Below are 15965 nucleotides of genomic sequence, written 5' to 3'. Positions count from 1 at the left end.
ACCTATTAAGTGATTAACAGGTGCCGATTGAGTATTCCAGAAAATATCAGTATTGAACAAGCCGAGGCGTTAATCACGCAGACACGGTTAATTGATACTTTTCGTCTCTCGAATGAGCTTAAACGTCTACGCCGTGCACTCGCAGCATTAGAGCCGAGTAAAATTGAACAAGACAAAACCTGGCTAAAATTTTGTCAGCGGCTGCGTAAATCTGTGGTAGCGGTTCAGCAGCGCCGACAAGCGATTCCCGCAATTGAATACCCTGATCTGCCCGTAAGCCGCGAAAAAGAGCAAATTCAAGCAGCCATAGCTAATCACCAAGTGGTGATTATTGCGGGTGAAACGGGGTCGGGTAAGACCACCCAATTACCCAAAATGTGTCTTGAAATGGGCTTAGGGACACGGGGCATGATCGCGCATACTCAACCCCGTCGTCTCGCAGCACGCAGTGTCGCGACTCGGATAGCCGAAGAGCTTAATTCATCGATAGGTGAGCACGTAGGCTTTAAAATTCGCTTTTCTGATACCGTCAGTGATGGCAGTTATATCAAGCTAATGACAGACGGTATGTTACTTGCGGAAATGCAAAACGATCGTTTTCTCAATCAATATGACACCATCATTATCGATGAAGCGCATGAACGTAGCCTAAATATCGACTTCTTGTTAGGTTACCTCAAACAATTGCTTGCTAAGCGTCCAGAATTAAAGCTAATCATCACGTCGGCAACCATTGACCCCGAACGTTTTTCTAAACACTTTAATGATGCGCCAATGTTGGAAATCAGTGGGCGTACGTATCCTGTAGAAGTTCGCTACCAGGAAGCTGCTGAAGATACCGATATGCTTGACAATATCGTCTTGGCGGTAGATGAACTGATGCGTGAACCGCCAGGTGATATGTTGATTTTTCTCAGTGGTGAACGCGACATTCGTGATGCACAAGAGGCCCTTGCCAGACAACAATACCGCAATACTGAAATTATCCCGTTGTATGCTCGTTTGAGTGCAAGTGAGCAAAACCGGATATTTCAGTCCCATAGCGGACGACGTATTGTACTGGCTACGAATGTTGCTGAGACCTCACTGACTGTACCGGGGATTAAATACGTTGTTGATCCCGGGCTAGCACGGCTGTCGCGCTACAGCGCTCGCAGTAAAGTTCAACGCCTTCCAATCGAGCCCATTTCACAAGCATCAGCCAATCAACGTGCAGGTCGATGCGGCCGTACTTCAGACGGGATCTGTATTCGTTTATATAGTGAAGACGATTATCTTAGTCGTCCAGCCTTTACCGACCCTGAAATTTTGCGCACCAACTTGGCATCGGTGATCCTCCAAATGCTGGCTTTGGGGTTAGGTGATATCAGTCGTTTTCCGTTTGTTCAAGCGCCAGACAGTCGCAATATAAAAGACGGTTTTTTATTACTCGAAGAACTGCAAGCGATTGAAAATACCTCAAATGGACAACGCTTGAGTCTGTTGGGTAATAAACTCAGTCGACTCCCAATTGATCCACGCTATGCACGAATGGTGCTCGCTGCGGGAGCCTTTGATGCAGTCAGTGAAATCATGGTTATTGCCGCAGGTCTGTCAATTCAAGACCCGCGCGAGCGACCACAAGATAAACGCCAAAAAGCGGATGAAGCTCATAAACTGTTCCATGATGATAGTTCTGATTTTATCGCCTTGTTGAATTTGTGGTTGGCTTTCAAGGCTGAACAAAAGGCCCAGAGTAATAATCAATTGAGAAAGTGGTGCAAAGCGCACTTTATCAACTATCTGCGTATGCGCGAATGGCAGGATATTGTCAGCCAAATTAAACATTCCTTGGTTAGTATTGACTTAAGGATTAATTCTACGCCAGCCGATTATGACGCCATACATCAAAGTCTTATGACCGGTTTACTTTCCCATATTGGACAGCTTGACAAAGACAAGACGTATAACGGTGCGCGCAACGGTAAATTTCTAATCTTTCCGGGTTCAGGCCTGGCGAATAAAACACCCAAGTGGGTGATGGCGGCAGAACTTGTAGAGACGTCGCGTTTGTTTGCGCGTATGGTCGCCAAAATTCAACCCCAATGGATCGAATCTTTAGCGCCACATTTGGTTAAATCACATTACAGTGAGCCTCATTGGTCGAAAAGGCGTGGCGCTGTTATGGCCAAGCAGCGCGTGACAATGCTAGGATTACCGATAGTAGCTAATCGCAGTGTAAATTATGGCAATATTGATCCAGTTGTTTCTCATGAATTGTTTGTGCGTGAAGCCTTAGTCAATGGACTCACGAATCTAAGCTATGGTTTTTTAAAGAATAATCAGTCATTGCTTGATGATATCGACCAGCTTGAGCAGAAAACGCGACGGCGCGATCTATTGGTATCAGAAGACGAGTTAGTGGCGTTTTACCAACAACAAATCCCCGCACACCTAGTTAGCGAAGCGAGTTTTAAAAAATGGTACCGGCAGCAATCCACAGACGTTATCGCAAAGTTAAAGTTTACCCGAGAGGCGGTGACTAAGTCGGACCTAAGTACCGCGATAATTGAACAGTTTCCAGAGTTTTGGCGTCAAGGTGACCTCGTGTTGCCATTGAGTTATCAGTTTGATCCAACCGCCAATGAGGATGGGGTTAGCGTGCTAATCCCCTTACCGTTATTGAATCAAGTACAAGCACAAGGTTTTGACTGGCTCGTGCCCGGTTATCAAGTGGAACTACTCATCGCGTTGATCAAAGGCCTACCGAAACGTTGGCGGCGGCATTTTGTACCCGCACCTGACTATGCCAATGCGGTATTGGCAAGGTTTACAGAGCTTCAAACGGATGGAGAGCTACCATTAGTCGTCGCGTTGAGTGAACAATTAAAACGCATGACAGGGGTGTTGATAGAGCCGGAGATGTTTAGCAACGTCGAGTTACCTGCACATCTGCGCCTGCATTTCAACGTTGTTGATGCCGACAATAAAGTCGTTGCTAAGGGCGATGATCTCGTTGCACTACAACGTCAATTACAAGGACAGGTGCAAGAAACGTTAAATCAAGCCGCAACCCCTGAATTTGAGCGCAGTGGACTGACGCAATGGGACTTTGATCAATTGCCGGAAAAATTCTCACGCAAGACTGGCCAATTTGAGGTGCAAGCCTATCCAGGACTGAGTGTTGGTAAAACCGGGGTAGACATTCGTTTATTCGACTCGCGGCACGAAGCTCAGGCTGCGCACAAAGCAGGTTTGGCTGCGTTGGTACAAGCAGTTATTCCGTCCCCGATAAAGCATTTGCAACAAAAATTGCCGAATAAATCCAAATTAGGCTTGTATTTTAATCCGTTTGGCTCAATCACCGCACTTATTGACGATTGTGTTGAAGCGGCCATTAATGTGATGGTTACAGAGTTATTCGATGCTCCTGAACAGGTGCGAACACAAGCCCAATTTGAACAGTTGACTGAGCATGCGCGGGCACAGATCAATGATGCAGTTTTAGCCATTGCGGTGCAGGTAGAGCAGGGGCTCGTGATAGCTGCTGGGATCCAAAAGCAATTGAAAGGCAAAATTGATTTTCAATTGGTACATGCGCTAAATGATGTGAAAAACCACCTGAGTCAATTGGTGTATCCTGGCTTTGTCACCGATATCGGAGTGCATCGACTGAAAGACTGGCAACGGTATGTGCAAGCACTAGCGCACCGGATTGAGAAACTTAAAGTGGATGTTAATCGTGACCGAATGCACATGCTGACAATGGAAAAAGTGACTAAGCAATATCAGAGTGTTTTAGAGCATTACAAGCGCCAGCGCGATATACCAGACGATTTATTAGAAACCCGTTGGTTACTGGAAGAGTTGCGTGTATCCCTATTTGCCCAGCAGTTGGGAACACGTGTGCCTATTTCAGCAAAGCGGATTGAAAACCACTTAAAAAGCTTTTCATTAGGCGGAGTATAGTGAGTTTATTAGCGCTATTGATGGGCCAATTTATTTATTTAGTCGGGGCCAGTTGACACCACCTTATAATCACCAATGCTTGGCATTGACATTAGCTCTTCAGCGGCCTATAACTTGTGGTGTAATTATGGTCGATCAATTCGTTTTGGCTTGGTAGCATTAGTCAAATACGGTCAGGAGATGCAGTAATGCTGGGATATGATGACAAGCGTAATTTTTTCCGAATGATGGTGAATTCACCCTGTGAATTAATGCTTCATGACGATGAGTCGAGCCGCACCCTACAGGCTATTTGCCGTGATATAAGTGCGACAGGCATGTCGTTGGAAGTCGGGGAGTCATCAATTGAGCTTGGTACCAGTGTTTCGGTCTCGATTGAATCGACCAGTAGTCAAATTCCTTCCTTGTCAGCGAAAGCTAAAGTTGTACGTTGTGTGCCCGAAGGCGATGCAAACTGCATTGTTGGGGTAGAAATCCTTGAGATGAAATAAGCACACTACGCCAGCTTAAAACACCTGACACAGAAACCCTTTGAGGTAATAGCCTTCGGGATAAGCGCCTGACGTCGCATGATCTGGCGCTTGAGATAGTCGCTCAAGAATTTTTATTTCTCGTTTGGCATCCAGCGCTGCATCAGCAACTATTTTTTGAAACAGATCGGCAGGCATTAAGCCAGAGCAACTATACGTTGCCAAGTATCCGCCTTGTTTCACGGCATGGATCCCGTACATATTGATATCTTTATAACCCCGAGCCGCTCGATTTAGGCTGGCTTTGCTATCAACAAATTTTGGTGGATCCAAAATTACTACATCAAATTGCTGCCCATCAGTATGGTATTGACGCAATAATTCAAACACATCCTTTTGCACATAGGTATTATGCTCATTACCGAAGCCATTGATATCTGCATTGTGTTTCGCTGTTGCCAGTGCACTTTCAGAAACGTCCACATGGGTAACGTGAGCAGCCCCTGCTTTGAGAGCATAACAACCAAATGTTCCAGTGTAACTAAAGCAGTTGAGCACGCTTTTATCCCGACAATAGGACGCAGTTATACGGCGGTTGTCACGCTGGTCAAGATAAAATCCAGTTTTGTGACCATTGATAAGATCAACCGTGATGGCGACCCCGTTTTCTTCGATAGTAACCGCATTGGGTAAGACACCAGCCAAGGTTTCAATGCGTTGCTCCAATCCTTCTTTCTCGCGCACGGCAACATCACTGCGTTCATGGATAATGGCATCGGGATAAAAGCGCTTTACTGCCCATAAGATTTTATCTCGTTGTTTCTCTGCCCCGGCGGACAATAACTGCAAAACCACTACGTTTGCATAAACGTCTATGGTTACACCTGGCAAGCCGTCAGACTCACCCGCAACCAGTCGATAGGCATTGGTTTGTGCGCGTTCAATTACCGCTTTACGTTGCCATTGAGCTTGCTCAATACGCCGGCAAAAAAATGCGTTATCAACGCTTTCATTTTGCTCAAAGGTCCAAATTCGGGCTCTAATTTGTGATTCTGGCGAGTAAGCCGCGCGCGCCAACCATTGACCTTTTGCAGATACAATATCCACAGTATCGCCAAGGTGGCAACGACCCTTGACTTTTGCAACAGCACCAGCAAAAACCCAGGGGTGGCGACGGAGCAGAGATTTTTCGCGATCGGGAGCAAGAATGATTGTTGCTGACATAATTTTCGTATCTAATTAAAAGAGAAGAGTATATCCCAGAAAGCGTGAGAAGCGGTGAAAAACCGTTTTACGAGGCGGAGAAATTTATGCCAACTAAAATGCGGTATGTTGCTTATAATCCCACTGATCCTGAGGCACCATTAACTATTGCGAGTACTGAGACGCCGACACCCAATCATGCTGAGTTGTTGATAAAGGTGGCTGCATTTGGTGTTAATCGCGCTGATCTTTTGCAACGACAGGGTAAATACCCGGCCCCTGCTGGAGAAAGTGATATTCTGGGTTTAGAAGTTAGCGGTGAAGTTGTTGCCTTGGGAAGTGGAGTAGAAGGTTGGCAAATTGGCGATCGGGTGTGCGGATTGGTCGCAGGCGGAGGCTATGCTGAGTATACGGTGTTGGATAGTCTGCAAGCGATTGCAATTCCAAGCAGCATTGATATGCAAGTGGCCGCAGGTTTACCGGAAGTATTCTTGACAGCCTATCAGGCGTTGGTAAGTCTTGCACAACTGGTACCAAACGAGCGGGTACTCATTCATGCGGGAGCAAGTGGAGTTGGTTTGGCCGCTATTCAGCTCGCGCGACAGTTGAATTGTGAAGTCGCCGTTACGGCCTCAAACGATGAAAAGCTTGGGCAATGCAAGCGGTTAGGCGCGCAGCTGCTGATTAATTATAACGAGCATGATTTTGCTATCCGATTAAAGCAATTAGCTTGGCAGCCAGACGTGATTGTGGATGTCGTTGCGGGTGATTATGTACAGCGTAATTTGGATGTAGTAGCCCTTGATGGCCGCATGGTTTATTTAGCAATGCTTGGAGGGCGACAAGCCAATTTGGACATGGCTAAAGTGTTGGCCAAGCGAGTGACCTTGTATGGCTCGACGCTAAGAAATAGAAGCACTGCGTATAAACGTGCCTTAGTACAAGCATTTTGCGCAGATTGGTATCAAGCGTTTCTTGATGGGCGCTTAGCGGTTCCGTTAGATAGCGTTTTGCCTATCACATCAGTAAATACTGTGCATCACAGACTCAGTAAAAACCAAAGTAAGGGTAAATTTATTATCCACTGGGATTAACCCAATCAGTGTCATCGCTTCTTTAATGGTAATCATTAACTGTTCAAGTGAACGTGATATCAAAACTTAGTCGTTATTCATTGAATCCACTATCAATAATACGGTTCTCTGATTCTGCAGCGGCGCGTGCTAGTTCGTCACAGCGCTCATTTTCAGGGTGACCTGAATGCCCCTTAACCCAATGCCAATTCACGTTGTGCTTGCCGATAGCAAGATCCAATTGTTGCCACAAATCCACATTCTTTACCGGTTTCTTGGCGGCGGTTTTCCAACCGTTTTTCTTCCAATTATGGATCCATTGATTGATGCCATTTTTAACATACTGACTGTCTGTGGTTAGCTCAACCTGACAGCGCTCATTTAATGCATTCAAGCCCACGATAGTGGCTAACAATTCCATGCGGTTATTGGTAGTGTGGGTAAAGCCTTGACTGAGTTCTTTACGAAATTGATTAAAGACTAGTACAACACCATATCCACCTGGGCCTGGATTGCCCAAGCAGGAACCATCAGTATACAACTGCACTTTCTTCATTCAGTGACAATCCTTATTTTTTTTTGGAATTCTGGATCTTCAGCGTGGAGTCGCGTTCGCTGTTGGGTATACTATCGCAAATAAAGACAAAAAGCAGAGTGTTATCCTATGCGGCAAATCGTGCTGGATACTGAGACAACCGGTATTGACCCCAAAGAAGGCCATCGAATCATTGAGATTGGTTGTGTTGAATTGGTTGATAGAAAACTGACCGGTAATCACTTCCATGTTTACATCAACCCTGAACGTGACATTGAGCAGGAAGCGATTGATGTGCACGGCATTACCAATGAGTTTCTACAAGACAAACCACGGTTTGAAGATGTCGCCAAAGACTTTGTTGCGTTTATCGAGGGCGCCGAGTTGATTATTCATAACGCCCCTTTCGACGTGGGGTTTATGGATTGGGAATTTGCGATGACACCGAGCGTTACCGATATTCGTACCGCGAATATTTGCTCGGTGTTAGATAGTTTGGTGTTAGCTCGCCAAATGCACCCGGGGGCGAAAAATAATCTTGACGCTCTCTGTAAGCGTTACGGTATAGACAATAGCCACCGGACTTTGCATGGTGCTTTATTAGATGCGGAAATCCTCGCAGATGTTTATCTGATGATGACAGGCGGGCAAAAGGCATTAAATTTAGCCAATCAAAGTGGTCAAGGCGCTGATGGTGAAGTCTCAGAGGGACGTCGCCCAATTGACCGCAGTGGATTGAAACTTAAGGTTATTCGAGCCTCTGCCGATGAATTAGCTAAGCATGAATCGCGCTTGGACATTGTAGAGAAACAATCTGGCCAATGCCTGTGGCGCCAATAAATGATAGGACATTCGATTGACTCGCAAATGGTGTTTTCGAATTAGCAAGGCTTTTTTGCACGCCATTATTGCTGTAATAGCGTTGCTGGCGTGCGCGTCGTACGCGCAACAACCGCAAAGTGCTCAAGATGATACTGCACTAGACGACAGCCAGCCCTCGCCGTTAACCACGCTTGGCGGTGAATACCATAACAGCATCAAATTGCTGCAAAATCGCTTTCGGATCGATTATCAAGTTGATGAAATCACCTTAGTATTTTTCCGCGAATTCGGCTCGGCACCAGTGGTGCTCGTGCGTCCTGATGGCTCCAAGATATTTTCTACCCAAGCCGACGGCGAAAAAGTGTTTTGGTACGATGCCAATACTTATGACATGATCAGTATCAAGGACCCTGTGCCGGGCCCTTGGCAAGCGGTTGGACAGATTTTACCAAACAGTCGAGTTATGGTGTTATCAGACATTCGTTTGCACGCCGAGCCCTTACCCCCCATGATTTTTTCGGGCGAAATCTTGAAACAAACTGCCTACTTGACCAATGGCGAAGAGCCAATTAACTACAGTGAATTTCGCGATGTTGTTGAATTGACTATCGAGTTAACCAGCACCAATAACCCTAATTACAATAATTTTGGCGCCAACAGTGAAGTGGTAGCAACCTTTGTTGATAACGGTTTGGGAATGGATGAGGCTCCACTTGATGGCACATTTACCGGGCAATTCAATCTGGCGATCGCTGCTGGTGAGTGGCAACCTGTATTTCGTGTAAGTACTCCCATGTTTACCCGTGAGCAAATCGATGCGCCCATTATCTTGCATCCGAATCCCATCATCATCGATGTAGCATTGGATGATGCAGGGGAGGGCTACCACAAGCTGTTGATTGATGCTAAGCGTGAGCTTGTTGATATCTCCTCTTTATTAATAGATGGCAAGATACGCTTCCCGAATGGTGACATCCAAAACTTTTCACTCACTGAACTCAGCAGTAATGTGCGCGAGCATTTGATCGTTAATTACGGTGATGGCGTGTTTCGCGTTAAATTAACCGCCTACGGAAAAACAGCGAATGGTCGCGATTTTATCTTAGATGTACCGGAATATACTTTTGTCGTTCAAGCTCCGCCTCCTGAGCCGGTGAATTCACCCGTTGAGTCTGAAATGAACTCAGAGACGGACGATGGGCCGGCAACTCTAACTGACAACTTAGTGTCTGAACCCATTGAGGAAGACACCGTAGATGTTGTCTTTTGGGTATTAACGATCAATGGAACGATCATAGTGTTAGGCCTTATCGGCGTTGGAGCGTACTTGTGGCTACAACAACCCAAGAAGCCGAAAGTATCGACGGCAACTGAGCCTAATGAAGAGGAGCCATCAGATAACGGCAATTCTGCATCGGTGTCCTTCTTGCAAAAGTTAAAAGCATTATTGCCGTTTTAGGTATGCATTAAATCGGTTTTTGATGGTTTATCAACCAATTGCTCTTTTCCTAGGGTTTTAACCGCAAAAAACCGTTGACTCATGGGGGTGTAACCCGTATCATCTGCGCCGCAATGAGGGATGGGGGTCATTATTGATTCTTTAACTTGTTGTTTTTATTGATGATTGTGGAGCGGTAGTTCAGTTGGTTAGAATACCGGCCTGTCACGCCGGGGGTCGCGGGTTCGAGTCCCGTCCGCTCCGCCACTGTCAATACATCAAATAATCGCCGGAGCGGTAGTTCAGTTGGTTAGAATACCGGCCTGTCACGCCGGGGGTCGCGGGTTCGAGTCCCGTCCGCTCCGCCATTATTTGATATCCCCTGATGCGGAGTGGTAGTTCAGTTGGTTAGAATACCGGCCTGTCACGCCGGGGGTCGCGGGTTCGAGTCCCGTCCACTCCGCCATTTTCTATGTATAAACTCTCCAAAAAATATTCTTCAGAACGGTTGCCTTGTGCGCTCTTTGTCATGATTTTGTCGCGCATTCGTCATTGATCCGTCATTTGCAGATGCAACGATATAAAGGTGTTTTATCGACCATTAAATCGCCATGCCAATAAAGCCCGCAACTGCAACTATTAACGCTAGTCCAGTATTTGCGATAGCCAAAGCACTACTTCAATTACCGTCGGTAACCCCCAACGATGCAGGTTGTCAGCAAGTTATTCAGCAACGCTTGATCGCATTGGGCTTTACCTGTGAAACGATCAAGATCAATGGTGTCACAAACCTAATTGCCAAGATTGGCAATGGTAATCGCCATCTTGCATTTAATGGGCATACTGATGTGGTGCCACCCGGACCATTAAAATACTGGGATTGCCCGCCGTTTGCAGCTCGTATTCATAATGATTACTTGTACGGTCGTGGAGCCGCTGATATGAAAACCGGGTTAGCGGCAATGCTCGCTGCCTGCGAACAGTTTAGTTGGCCAACGTTGAGCCCTGACATAACCTTTTGGTTTTTGGTTACCAGCGATGAAGAAGGCGAGGCAGAGTACGGCAGTCGGGTGATTAGGGACTATTTGGCTGTGCAAAACGTGACCCTTGAACATGTCCTGATTGGTGAGCCTACCGCAGATGCTAACGCTGGCGATACAATTAAAGTCGGGCGTCGAGGTTCACTTTCTGCAACATTGACTTTACAGGGAAAACAAGGTCATGTGGCTTATCCTCATCAAGCAGTTAACGCTGGATTATTAGCTGCCCATGTAGTTAATGAATTGGCTGAAATACCATTTGCACCGGGCTCGCCGGACTTTCCGGGAACGAGCTTGCAAGTGACGCAAATTGATACAGGGGAGTACGCAGACAATATAATTCCTGGCAGTTGCACAATTAGCTTTAATGTCCGTTATTCTGCGGACTATTCAGAACAAGAGTTGCAACAATGCATCCTGCAGCGGATTGAGAATGTTACTGGGCACTATCGGATCAACTGGGAGCGCCCGTGTAATGCGTTTCTGTCTCAGCCACAAGATTCTGAGCGTTGTCTAATTCGCTTGGTTGAACAAGCAATTGTTAATACAACGGGACGTTTTCCAAAGCTGAGCACGGCAGGAGGAACATCCGATGGTCGCTTTTTTGCCAGCCCAGATACCCAGGTGGTGGAAGTGGGTGTACCGAATTCCACCATCCACCAAATAAATGAGCGCGTAGCGGTTAAGGATATTATCGCGTTAACAACGATTTATTGTCAGTTATTAAACCGCTGGCTGAAGTAATTCAATCTATTACCCCGCCAGCTCAGTTTTTATGTGTACGTCAAAATAACGTTTACGCTTTTTAGCCACCATCATACGGGTATCAACCACGACCAGGCCATCAATACAGTGATTAAAATCGGCATCCACATTAAAGTCTAAGAAAGCAACGCCACCCTGCTCACATACCTCTGAGTATTGTTTAAATAAAGTGGGTACATTACAGCCGATATTCGCGAGTAAATGTTTGAGCAGCTTAAATGCATCTTCGTAGCTACCGCTCCTAAAATCAATAGGTGTAAGATCATTGAATGCATAGGGTGTCAGTGCCCGAGCTGTCATATTGGGTATGGCCGAAAGTTGGGTAAACCGCGTGCTATAAAAATTGACTAACAGACTCTTGGCAGCTTCCGGTAAAGAATTACTAATACTTACAGCGCCAAATAAATAGCGATACTTGGGATAGCGACTCACGAATGCCCCTATGCCATACCATAAATAGTCCAGACTGCGCTTACCCCAGTAACGCGGTTGCACAAAGCTTCGGCCCAGTTCTAATCCCTGATCCAGTAACGGTTTGCATGTCGATGCATAGTCGAATAACGTTGCTGAATACAGGCCAGTCGGATGTTCATGGTGGCTTAATAAGCTGGCATCGCCTAAACGATAGGCTCCGACGATTTCTAAGTCACTTTCATCCCACAGGATAAGGTGATAATAGTGACTATCAAATACATCGATATCACGACGCTTCAGTGTGCCTTCGCCAACGGCGCGAAAGGCGATCTCTCGTAACCGGCCAATTTCCCGCATGATGGGAGAGCTACCAGTATGCTGATATAACAATATTTGTTTGCCATCGGAGGTACTACCGAGCAGCTCGCATTGGTCGCGTATCGCCAGCTTTAGCTGGGTGCGATCTTCCGGCATTGCAATAGGTGTTTGGGTGATAAATAGGGGTTTTTTGTCTGCGGCGACACGGTAGAGATGCTTTTTCATTAACTTGGTTGTGTCATCGATTTGCATATTAATCCCAGCATAGCTGGAATACGGGATCAGTTTTCCAACCCGAACTGGGAGGTGAGCGCTCCGTTGTTTAAACATTTCTTTTACCAATAAGGCTGTCGCCAATGGTTTGTAAAGCATTGAGGCACCGTAAAATAGAGCGGAGTTTTTAGCATCAATGTAGATCGGCAGGATCGGTGCCTGAACTGAGCGCGCGATCCGCATAAAACCGGTATGCCAACGAGTATCTCGGACACCTTGTGGACGCAGGCGTGAGACCTCTCCAGCAGGAAAAATCAACACGGCACCGTCATTATTTAAATGCTCACGAATATTACTTAAATGCTGCCTGGCAGTTCCTCCTTGCATATTGTTCACTGGCAATAAGCGGTCATGCAGAGGCTTGATTGCCATTAACATTTGGTTGGCGACTACCTTTAAATCGCCTCTGATTTCACTGATCAATTTCATCAACACAAACGCATCTAATGATCCAATTGGATGATTGGCAATGATTACCACCTTACCTTCAGAAGGAATGTTTTCGCGTTCGTCGTCACGCACAGAAAATGACAAGTTAAAGTACTCAAGAACCTGTTCAATAAAGTCTATATCATGCAGATGAGGGTAGTTCGCTGCAAACTCGTGAAACTCAGATTCATTGAGTAAATGACGGAGTAAAAAGCTTGATGATTTGTACAGCAGGGGACGCTCAGAGAGCTTTGGGTAATGTTGCTCAATGACTTCAGAAACGGTAAACATAAAGAGTTTCTCCCTTAGGCCGCATGTTGATGTTTAAAGGGAACGACTGCAGCCTGTTGCAATAGTGTCTGAATATAGCTGCTTGTTAGTAGGGTGAGTTCGCCGCTATGGGTTTCAATCAGAGCAGAGCAGCTATCAACCCAGTCACCATCATTTACATAGTGAATGCCAGCCACAGAAACAGACTCAGGGTGATGGATGTGCCCGCAGATGACGCCATCTAAGCCTTGTTCACGAGCGTAATTACACGCGGCATTGCGAAAACGATCGATGGCAAGGTTAGCGCCCTTTATTTTGCGTTTCACATAACTCGCTAGTGACCAGTAGGGTTTATTACGGCGTTGCATGACATGGTTATACCAGCGGTTAAGTAGCAGTAAAGCGTCATACCCTTTATCGCCTATCCAATGGTGAAAACCACCGAGCTTAACATCAGCGTCAAATTGGTCGCCATGCAATACTAAGTAGCGCTTTCCACATACAGTGGTATGCATGGCTTCGCGCTCGATGGTGACGTCACCAAAGGCCATTCCGGTATATTTCTGTAGCGGTGCATCATGATTTCCAGGCAGAAATATTACCTTGGTGCCACTATGGCTTAGCTGCAACAGTCGATGTAATACTTCATTGTGCGCCTGCGGCCAGCGAAACTGTTTACTCATTTGCCACATATCAACGATATCGCCTACCAAATATAAGTTTTCACATTCAACTAGATTAAGAAATTGGAGTAACAATTCTGCTTTGCAGTCGCGGCTACCAAGATGCAAATCGGAAAGAAATACACTGCGTGCTTTTATTCGAGAATTTGTCATTAAGATCCCAAGCTTTTAGAAGTAACTTGGAAGGACAGCCTAGGTAAACCCGTTGACAATATCGTGAACGATTGATGACGTTACAATGACAATCATGAATTAATCGTAACAGGCTCTGTCAGTTCAGCGCTGAACTAGGTATTATTCGAACCGAATCAATTGTGTATAAAGGAAGTTATGTCGTTGTTACTCACCTGCCGAGCTATTTGTAAGTCGTTTAAAGATGGCGAAAAGTCCATTGATGTTTTAACGAATGTTGACTTCAGTGTGCAAGCAGGTGAACAAGTCGCCATTTTGGGTAGTAGCGGTTCAGGTAAGTCAACGTTATTGCATATCTTAGGGGCATTAGATACACCGAGCAGTGGCAGTGTAGAAATAAACGGTCGCGCGTTATTTGAGCTCTCGAGTCAGCAGCAGGCTGATTTTCGTAACCGTACGTTGGGTTTTGTTTATCAATTTCATCATCTTTTACCTGAGTTTTCAGCCTTGGAAAATGTTGCCATGCCTTTACTTATTGCCGGCATGCGTGCGCAACAAGCAGAGTTGAAAGCCAAAGAAATGCTGAGTCGGGTGGGTCTATCACACCGTTTTGAGCATGCACCAGCCCAGCTCTCTGGCGGTGAGCGTCAGCGGGTCGCGATAGCGCGCGCATTGGTCAATGAGCCGCAATTGGTTTTAGCTGACGAACCTACCGGGAATTTGGATAAAACAACCGGTGAGAACATTGCTGCACTGTTAGCCGAGCTGCGAGCATCACTGGATACTGCATTTGTTGTTGTTACGCATGATCACATGTTTGCCCAACAATTTGATCGCATACTTACCCTTTCTGCCGGGAAGCTTGAGGAAGCTTCATAATGGCATTGGTTTGGCAGTTGGCCACTCGATTCAGGCGAGCCAAACAAAGCAATGGCTTTGTATCGTTTATTTCATTTTCTTCCACTTTTGGTGTTGGCTTAGGTTGTTTTGTACTGATTTTGCTATTGTCAGTAATGAATGGTTTCGAACGCGAACTCCAGCAGCGCATCCTGGCGTTTGTGCCGCATGGCGAGCTAATCTCTGTGTCGAATGACGGTATCCAAGACTGGCGCGAGCATATGCATACCTTTTCTCGTGATCCGCGCGTTGTTGCTGTTCAACCCTATGCAAAAGCGACTGGCATGTTACAAGTCGGTGCGAAAATGAAAGCGGTTGAGTTGACGGGTCTAGCAGCAGAAAATATGGCGGATAATCCATTGTTTGCGTTCATAGATGACACTGCTCAACAGGCATTTAGGACGCAACCAGACGGCGTAATTTTGGCAGCCGGCATTATTCAATCATTAGGCTTGGAACTTGGGCAAAAAGTCCAATTGTTACTTCCAACTGTAACCGATGACTTAACGTTTAAAGCTCCACAAACGGCATGGTTAACGCTTGTGGGGAGTTTTTCAATTGGGGGTGAACTAGACAATAAAATTGGATTTTTGCCACTGAATTTAGCCGTCGATAAACTTAATATTAAAAGCGGCGCGCAAGGTCTACGCTTTACATTAAAAGACCCCTTTAGCGCTTTTAATACCATGCGCGATATTGGTTATAGTTTTCCGCAAGCCGTGTATATTTCTGATTGGACGCGGACCCAAGGACACCTGTATCAGGATATTCAATTGGTTCGGTTAATTGTCTACATAGCCTTAACGCTCGTAATTGCCGTAGCATGTTTTAATATCGTTTCCGGATTGGTTATGACGGTAGAGGAAAAGCGCAGCAGTATTGGCATTCTAAAAACGATGGGACTATCGGATGGTCGGATCCGACTAGTGTTCTTGTTGCAAGGGCTAATAAACGGGCTAGTTGGTGTGTTTTTAGGATGTGTACTTGGTGTCATTACTGCGCTTAATCTTAGCGAATGGATCCAGAGTATCGAAACCTGGTTAGGGCTTAAATTACTCTCTGGAGACATCTACTTTGTTAATTTTTTACCAACTGAACTGCATATTCAAGATGTCGTGGTAACCGCCATAATCGCCTGTCTCTTGAGCGTAATATCTACACTCTATCCAGCAGCGAAGGCGGCAAAGTTATCTCCAGCAACAGCATTAAGCCGCTAGCTTTATGAGTCTGTGATTACTGGTAGTGTACTGGGATA

13 protein-coding genes and 3 tRNA genes are annotated in these 15965 nt (G+C 45.9%); 11 read left to right on the top strand and 5 right to left on the bottom strand.

Annotation, left to right across the window (positions count from 1 at the left end; genetic code table 11):
* The first annotated feature begins 33 nt into the window (after positions 1-33).
* Together hrpA and AC121Z_RS09150 are read left to right on the top strand one after the other, a co-directional pair.
* Complete coding sequence (hrpA, locus tag AC121Z_RS09155; protein ID WP_498128202.1) at positions 34-3948, top strand: ATP-dependent RNA helicase HrpA; 3915 nt, start codon at positions 34-36, stop codon at positions 3946-3948.
* A 188-nt stretch (positions 3949-4136) separates the two neighbouring features.
* On the top strand, positions 4137-4439 hold the full coding sequence (locus tag AC121Z_RS09150; RefSeq protein WP_498123729.1) for a PilZ domain-containing protein: 303 nt from the start codon (positions 4137-4139) through the stop codon (positions 4437-4439).
* A 15-nt stretch (positions 4440-4454) separates the two neighbouring features.
* On the opposite strand, the gene AC121Z_RS09145 is transcribed toward AC121Z_RS09150, so the two are convergent.
* Positions 4455-5642 (bottom strand): class I SAM-dependent rRNA methyltransferase, encoded by a 1188-nt coding sequence (locus AC121Z_RS09145; RefSeq protein WP_498123728.1) that lies wholly within the window; start codon positions 5640-5642, stop codon positions 4455-4457.
* An 86-nt stretch (positions 5643-5728) separates the two neighbouring features.
* On the opposite strand from AC121Z_RS09145, the gene AC121Z_RS09140 reads away from it, so the two are divergent.
* The gene (locus AC121Z_RS09140; protein ID WP_498123727.1) at positions 5729-6715 is read left to right on the top strand and encodes an NAD(P)H-quinone oxidoreductase; all 987 of its coding nucleotides are present in this window, start codon (positions 5729-5731) and stop codon (positions 6713-6715) included.
* 73 nt (positions 6716-6788) lie between these two features.
* On the opposite strand, the gene rnhA is transcribed toward AC121Z_RS09140, so the two are convergent.
* Positions 6789-7250, bottom strand: a complete 462-nt coding sequence (rnhA, locus tag AC121Z_RS09135) for a ribonuclease HI (protein ID WP_498123726.1) — start codon at positions 7248-7250, stop codon at positions 6789-6791.
* A 108-nt stretch (positions 7251-7358) separates the two neighbouring features.
* Between rnhA and dnaQ the strand changes: the two genes are divergently transcribed.
* Both dnaQ and AC121Z_RS09125 read left to right on the top strand, forming a co-directional pair.
* A complete protein-coding gene (gene dnaQ, locus AC121Z_RS09130) occupies positions 7359-8069 on the top strand; it encodes a DNA polymerase III subunit epsilon (protein WP_498123725.1) in 711 nt (236 codons plus the stop codon).
* Between the two features lie 55 nt (positions 8070-8124).
* Positions 8125-9510, top strand: coding sequence for a TIGR03503 family protein (locus tag AC121Z_RS09125; RefSeq protein ID WP_498123724.1), 1386 nt, complete (start codon positions 8125-8127; stop codon positions 9508-9510).
* Here the strand turns inward: AC121Z_RS09125 and AC121Z_RS09120 are convergent.
* A complete protein-coding gene (locus AC121Z_RS09120) occupies positions 9507-9641 on the bottom strand; it encodes a hypothetical protein (RefSeq protein WP_498123723.1) in 135 nt (44 codons plus the stop codon). The genes AC121Z_RS09125 and AC121Z_RS09120 overlap by 4 nt on opposite strands.
* 38 nt (positions 9642-9679) lie before the next feature.
* Here AC121Z_RS09120 and AC121Z_RS09115 point away from each other — a divergent pair.
* The 4 genes from AC121Z_RS09115 to dapE all read left to right on the top strand — a co-directional run bounded on the left by AC121Z_RS09115 (position 9680) and on the right by dapE (position 11273).
* A tRNA-Asp gene (locus tag AC121Z_RS09115) sits at positions 9680-9756 on the top strand.
* A gap of 24 nt (positions 9757-9780) precedes the next feature.
* Positions 9781-9857: transfer RNA gene (locus AC121Z_RS09110), tRNA-Asp, on the top strand.
* A 21-nt stretch (positions 9858-9878) separates the two neighbouring features.
* Positions 9879-9955, top strand: a tRNA-Asp gene (locus tag AC121Z_RS09105).
* Positions 9956-10100: 145 nt separating this feature from the next.
* Positions 10101-11273 (top strand): succinyl-diaminopimelate desuccinylase, encoded by a 1173-nt coding sequence (gene dapE / locus AC121Z_RS09100; protein ID WP_498123721.1) that lies wholly within the window; start codon positions 10101-10103, stop codon positions 11271-11273.
* A gap of 9 nt (positions 11274-11282) precedes the next feature.
* Here dapE and olsF read toward each other — a convergent pair whose 3' ends face one another.
* Together olsF and AC121Z_RS09090 are read right to left on the bottom strand one after the other, a co-directional pair.
* The gene (gene olsF, locus AC121Z_RS09095; protein WP_498123720.1) at positions 11283-13019 is read right to left on the bottom strand and encodes a bifunctional ornithine lipid synthase OlsF; all 1737 of its coding nucleotides are present in this window, start codon (positions 13017-13019) and stop codon (positions 11283-11285) included.
* 14 nt (positions 13020-13033) lie between these two features.
* Positions 13034-13834 (bottom strand): UDP-2,3-diacylglucosamine diphosphatase, encoded by an 801-nt coding sequence (locus AC121Z_RS09090; protein ID WP_498123719.1) that lies wholly within the window; start codon positions 13832-13834, stop codon positions 13034-13036.
* A gap of 177 nt (positions 13835-14011) precedes the next feature.
* Between AC121Z_RS09090 and lolD the strand changes: the two genes are divergently transcribed.
* Both lolD and AC121Z_RS09080 read left to right on the top strand, forming a co-directional pair.
* On the top strand, positions 14012-14692 hold the full coding sequence (gene lolD, locus AC121Z_RS09085; protein WP_498123718.1) for a lipoprotein-releasing ABC transporter ATP-binding protein LolD: 681 nt from the start codon (positions 14012-14014) through the stop codon (positions 14690-14692).
* Entirely contained in the window at positions 14692-15927 is a 1236-nt protein-coding gene (locus tag AC121Z_RS09080) for a lipoprotein-releasing ABC transporter permease subunit (RefSeq protein ID WP_498123717.1), read from the top strand. The genes lolD and AC121Z_RS09080 overlap by 1 nt, the downstream gene beginning before the upstream one ends.
* The last annotated feature ends 38 nt before the right edge of the window (positions 15928-15965 follow it).

This window comes from Alteromonas sp. DYW1 (assembly GCF_059752595.1).
The sequence above is the reverse complement of the archived record's forward strand: the minus strand, read 5'-3'. Positions and strand labels throughout refer to the sequence as shown.

Coding starts and splice junctions, on each gene's coding strand:
- AC121Z_RS09150 (WP_498123729.1), top strand. CDS start 4,137: ATGCTGGGATATGATGACAAGCGTAATTTTTTCCGAATGATGGTGAAT.
- AC121Z_RS09145 (WP_498123728.1), bottom strand. CDS start 5,642: ATGTCAGCAACAATCATTCTTGCTCCCGATCGCGAAAAATCTCTGCTC.
- AC121Z_RS09140 (WP_498123727.1), top strand. CDS start 5,729: ATGCCAACTAAAATGCGGTATGTTGCTTATAATCCCACTGATCCTGAG.
- rnhA (WP_498123726.1), bottom strand. CDS start 7,250: ATGAAGAAAGTGCAGTTGTATACTGATGGTTCCTGCTTGGGCAATCCA.
- dnaQ (WP_498123725.1), top strand. CDS start 7,359: ATGCGGCAAATCGTGCTGGATACTGAGACAACCGGTATTGACCCCAAA.
- AC121Z_RS09120 (WP_498123723.1), bottom strand. CDS start 9,641: ATGACCCCCATCCCTCATTGCGGCGCAGATGATACGGGTTACACCCCC.
- dapE (WP_498123721.1), top strand. CDS start 10,101: ATGCCAATAAAGCCCGCAACTGCAACTATTAACGCTAGTCCAGTATTT.
- olsF (WP_498123720.1), bottom strand. CDS start 13,019: ATGTTTACCGTTTCTGAAGTCATTGAGCAACATTACCCAAAGCTCTCT.
- AC121Z_RS09090 (WP_498123719.1), bottom strand. CDS start 13,834: ATGACAAATTCTCGAATAAAAGCACGCAGTGTATTTCTTTCCGATTTG.
- lolD (WP_498123718.1), top strand. CDS start 14,012: ATGTCGTTGTTACTCACCTGCCGAGCTATTTGTAAGTCGTTTAAAGAT.
- AC121Z_RS09080 (WP_498123717.1), top strand. CDS start 14,692: ATGGCATTGGTTTGGCAGTTGGCCACTCGATTCAGGCGAGCCAAACAA.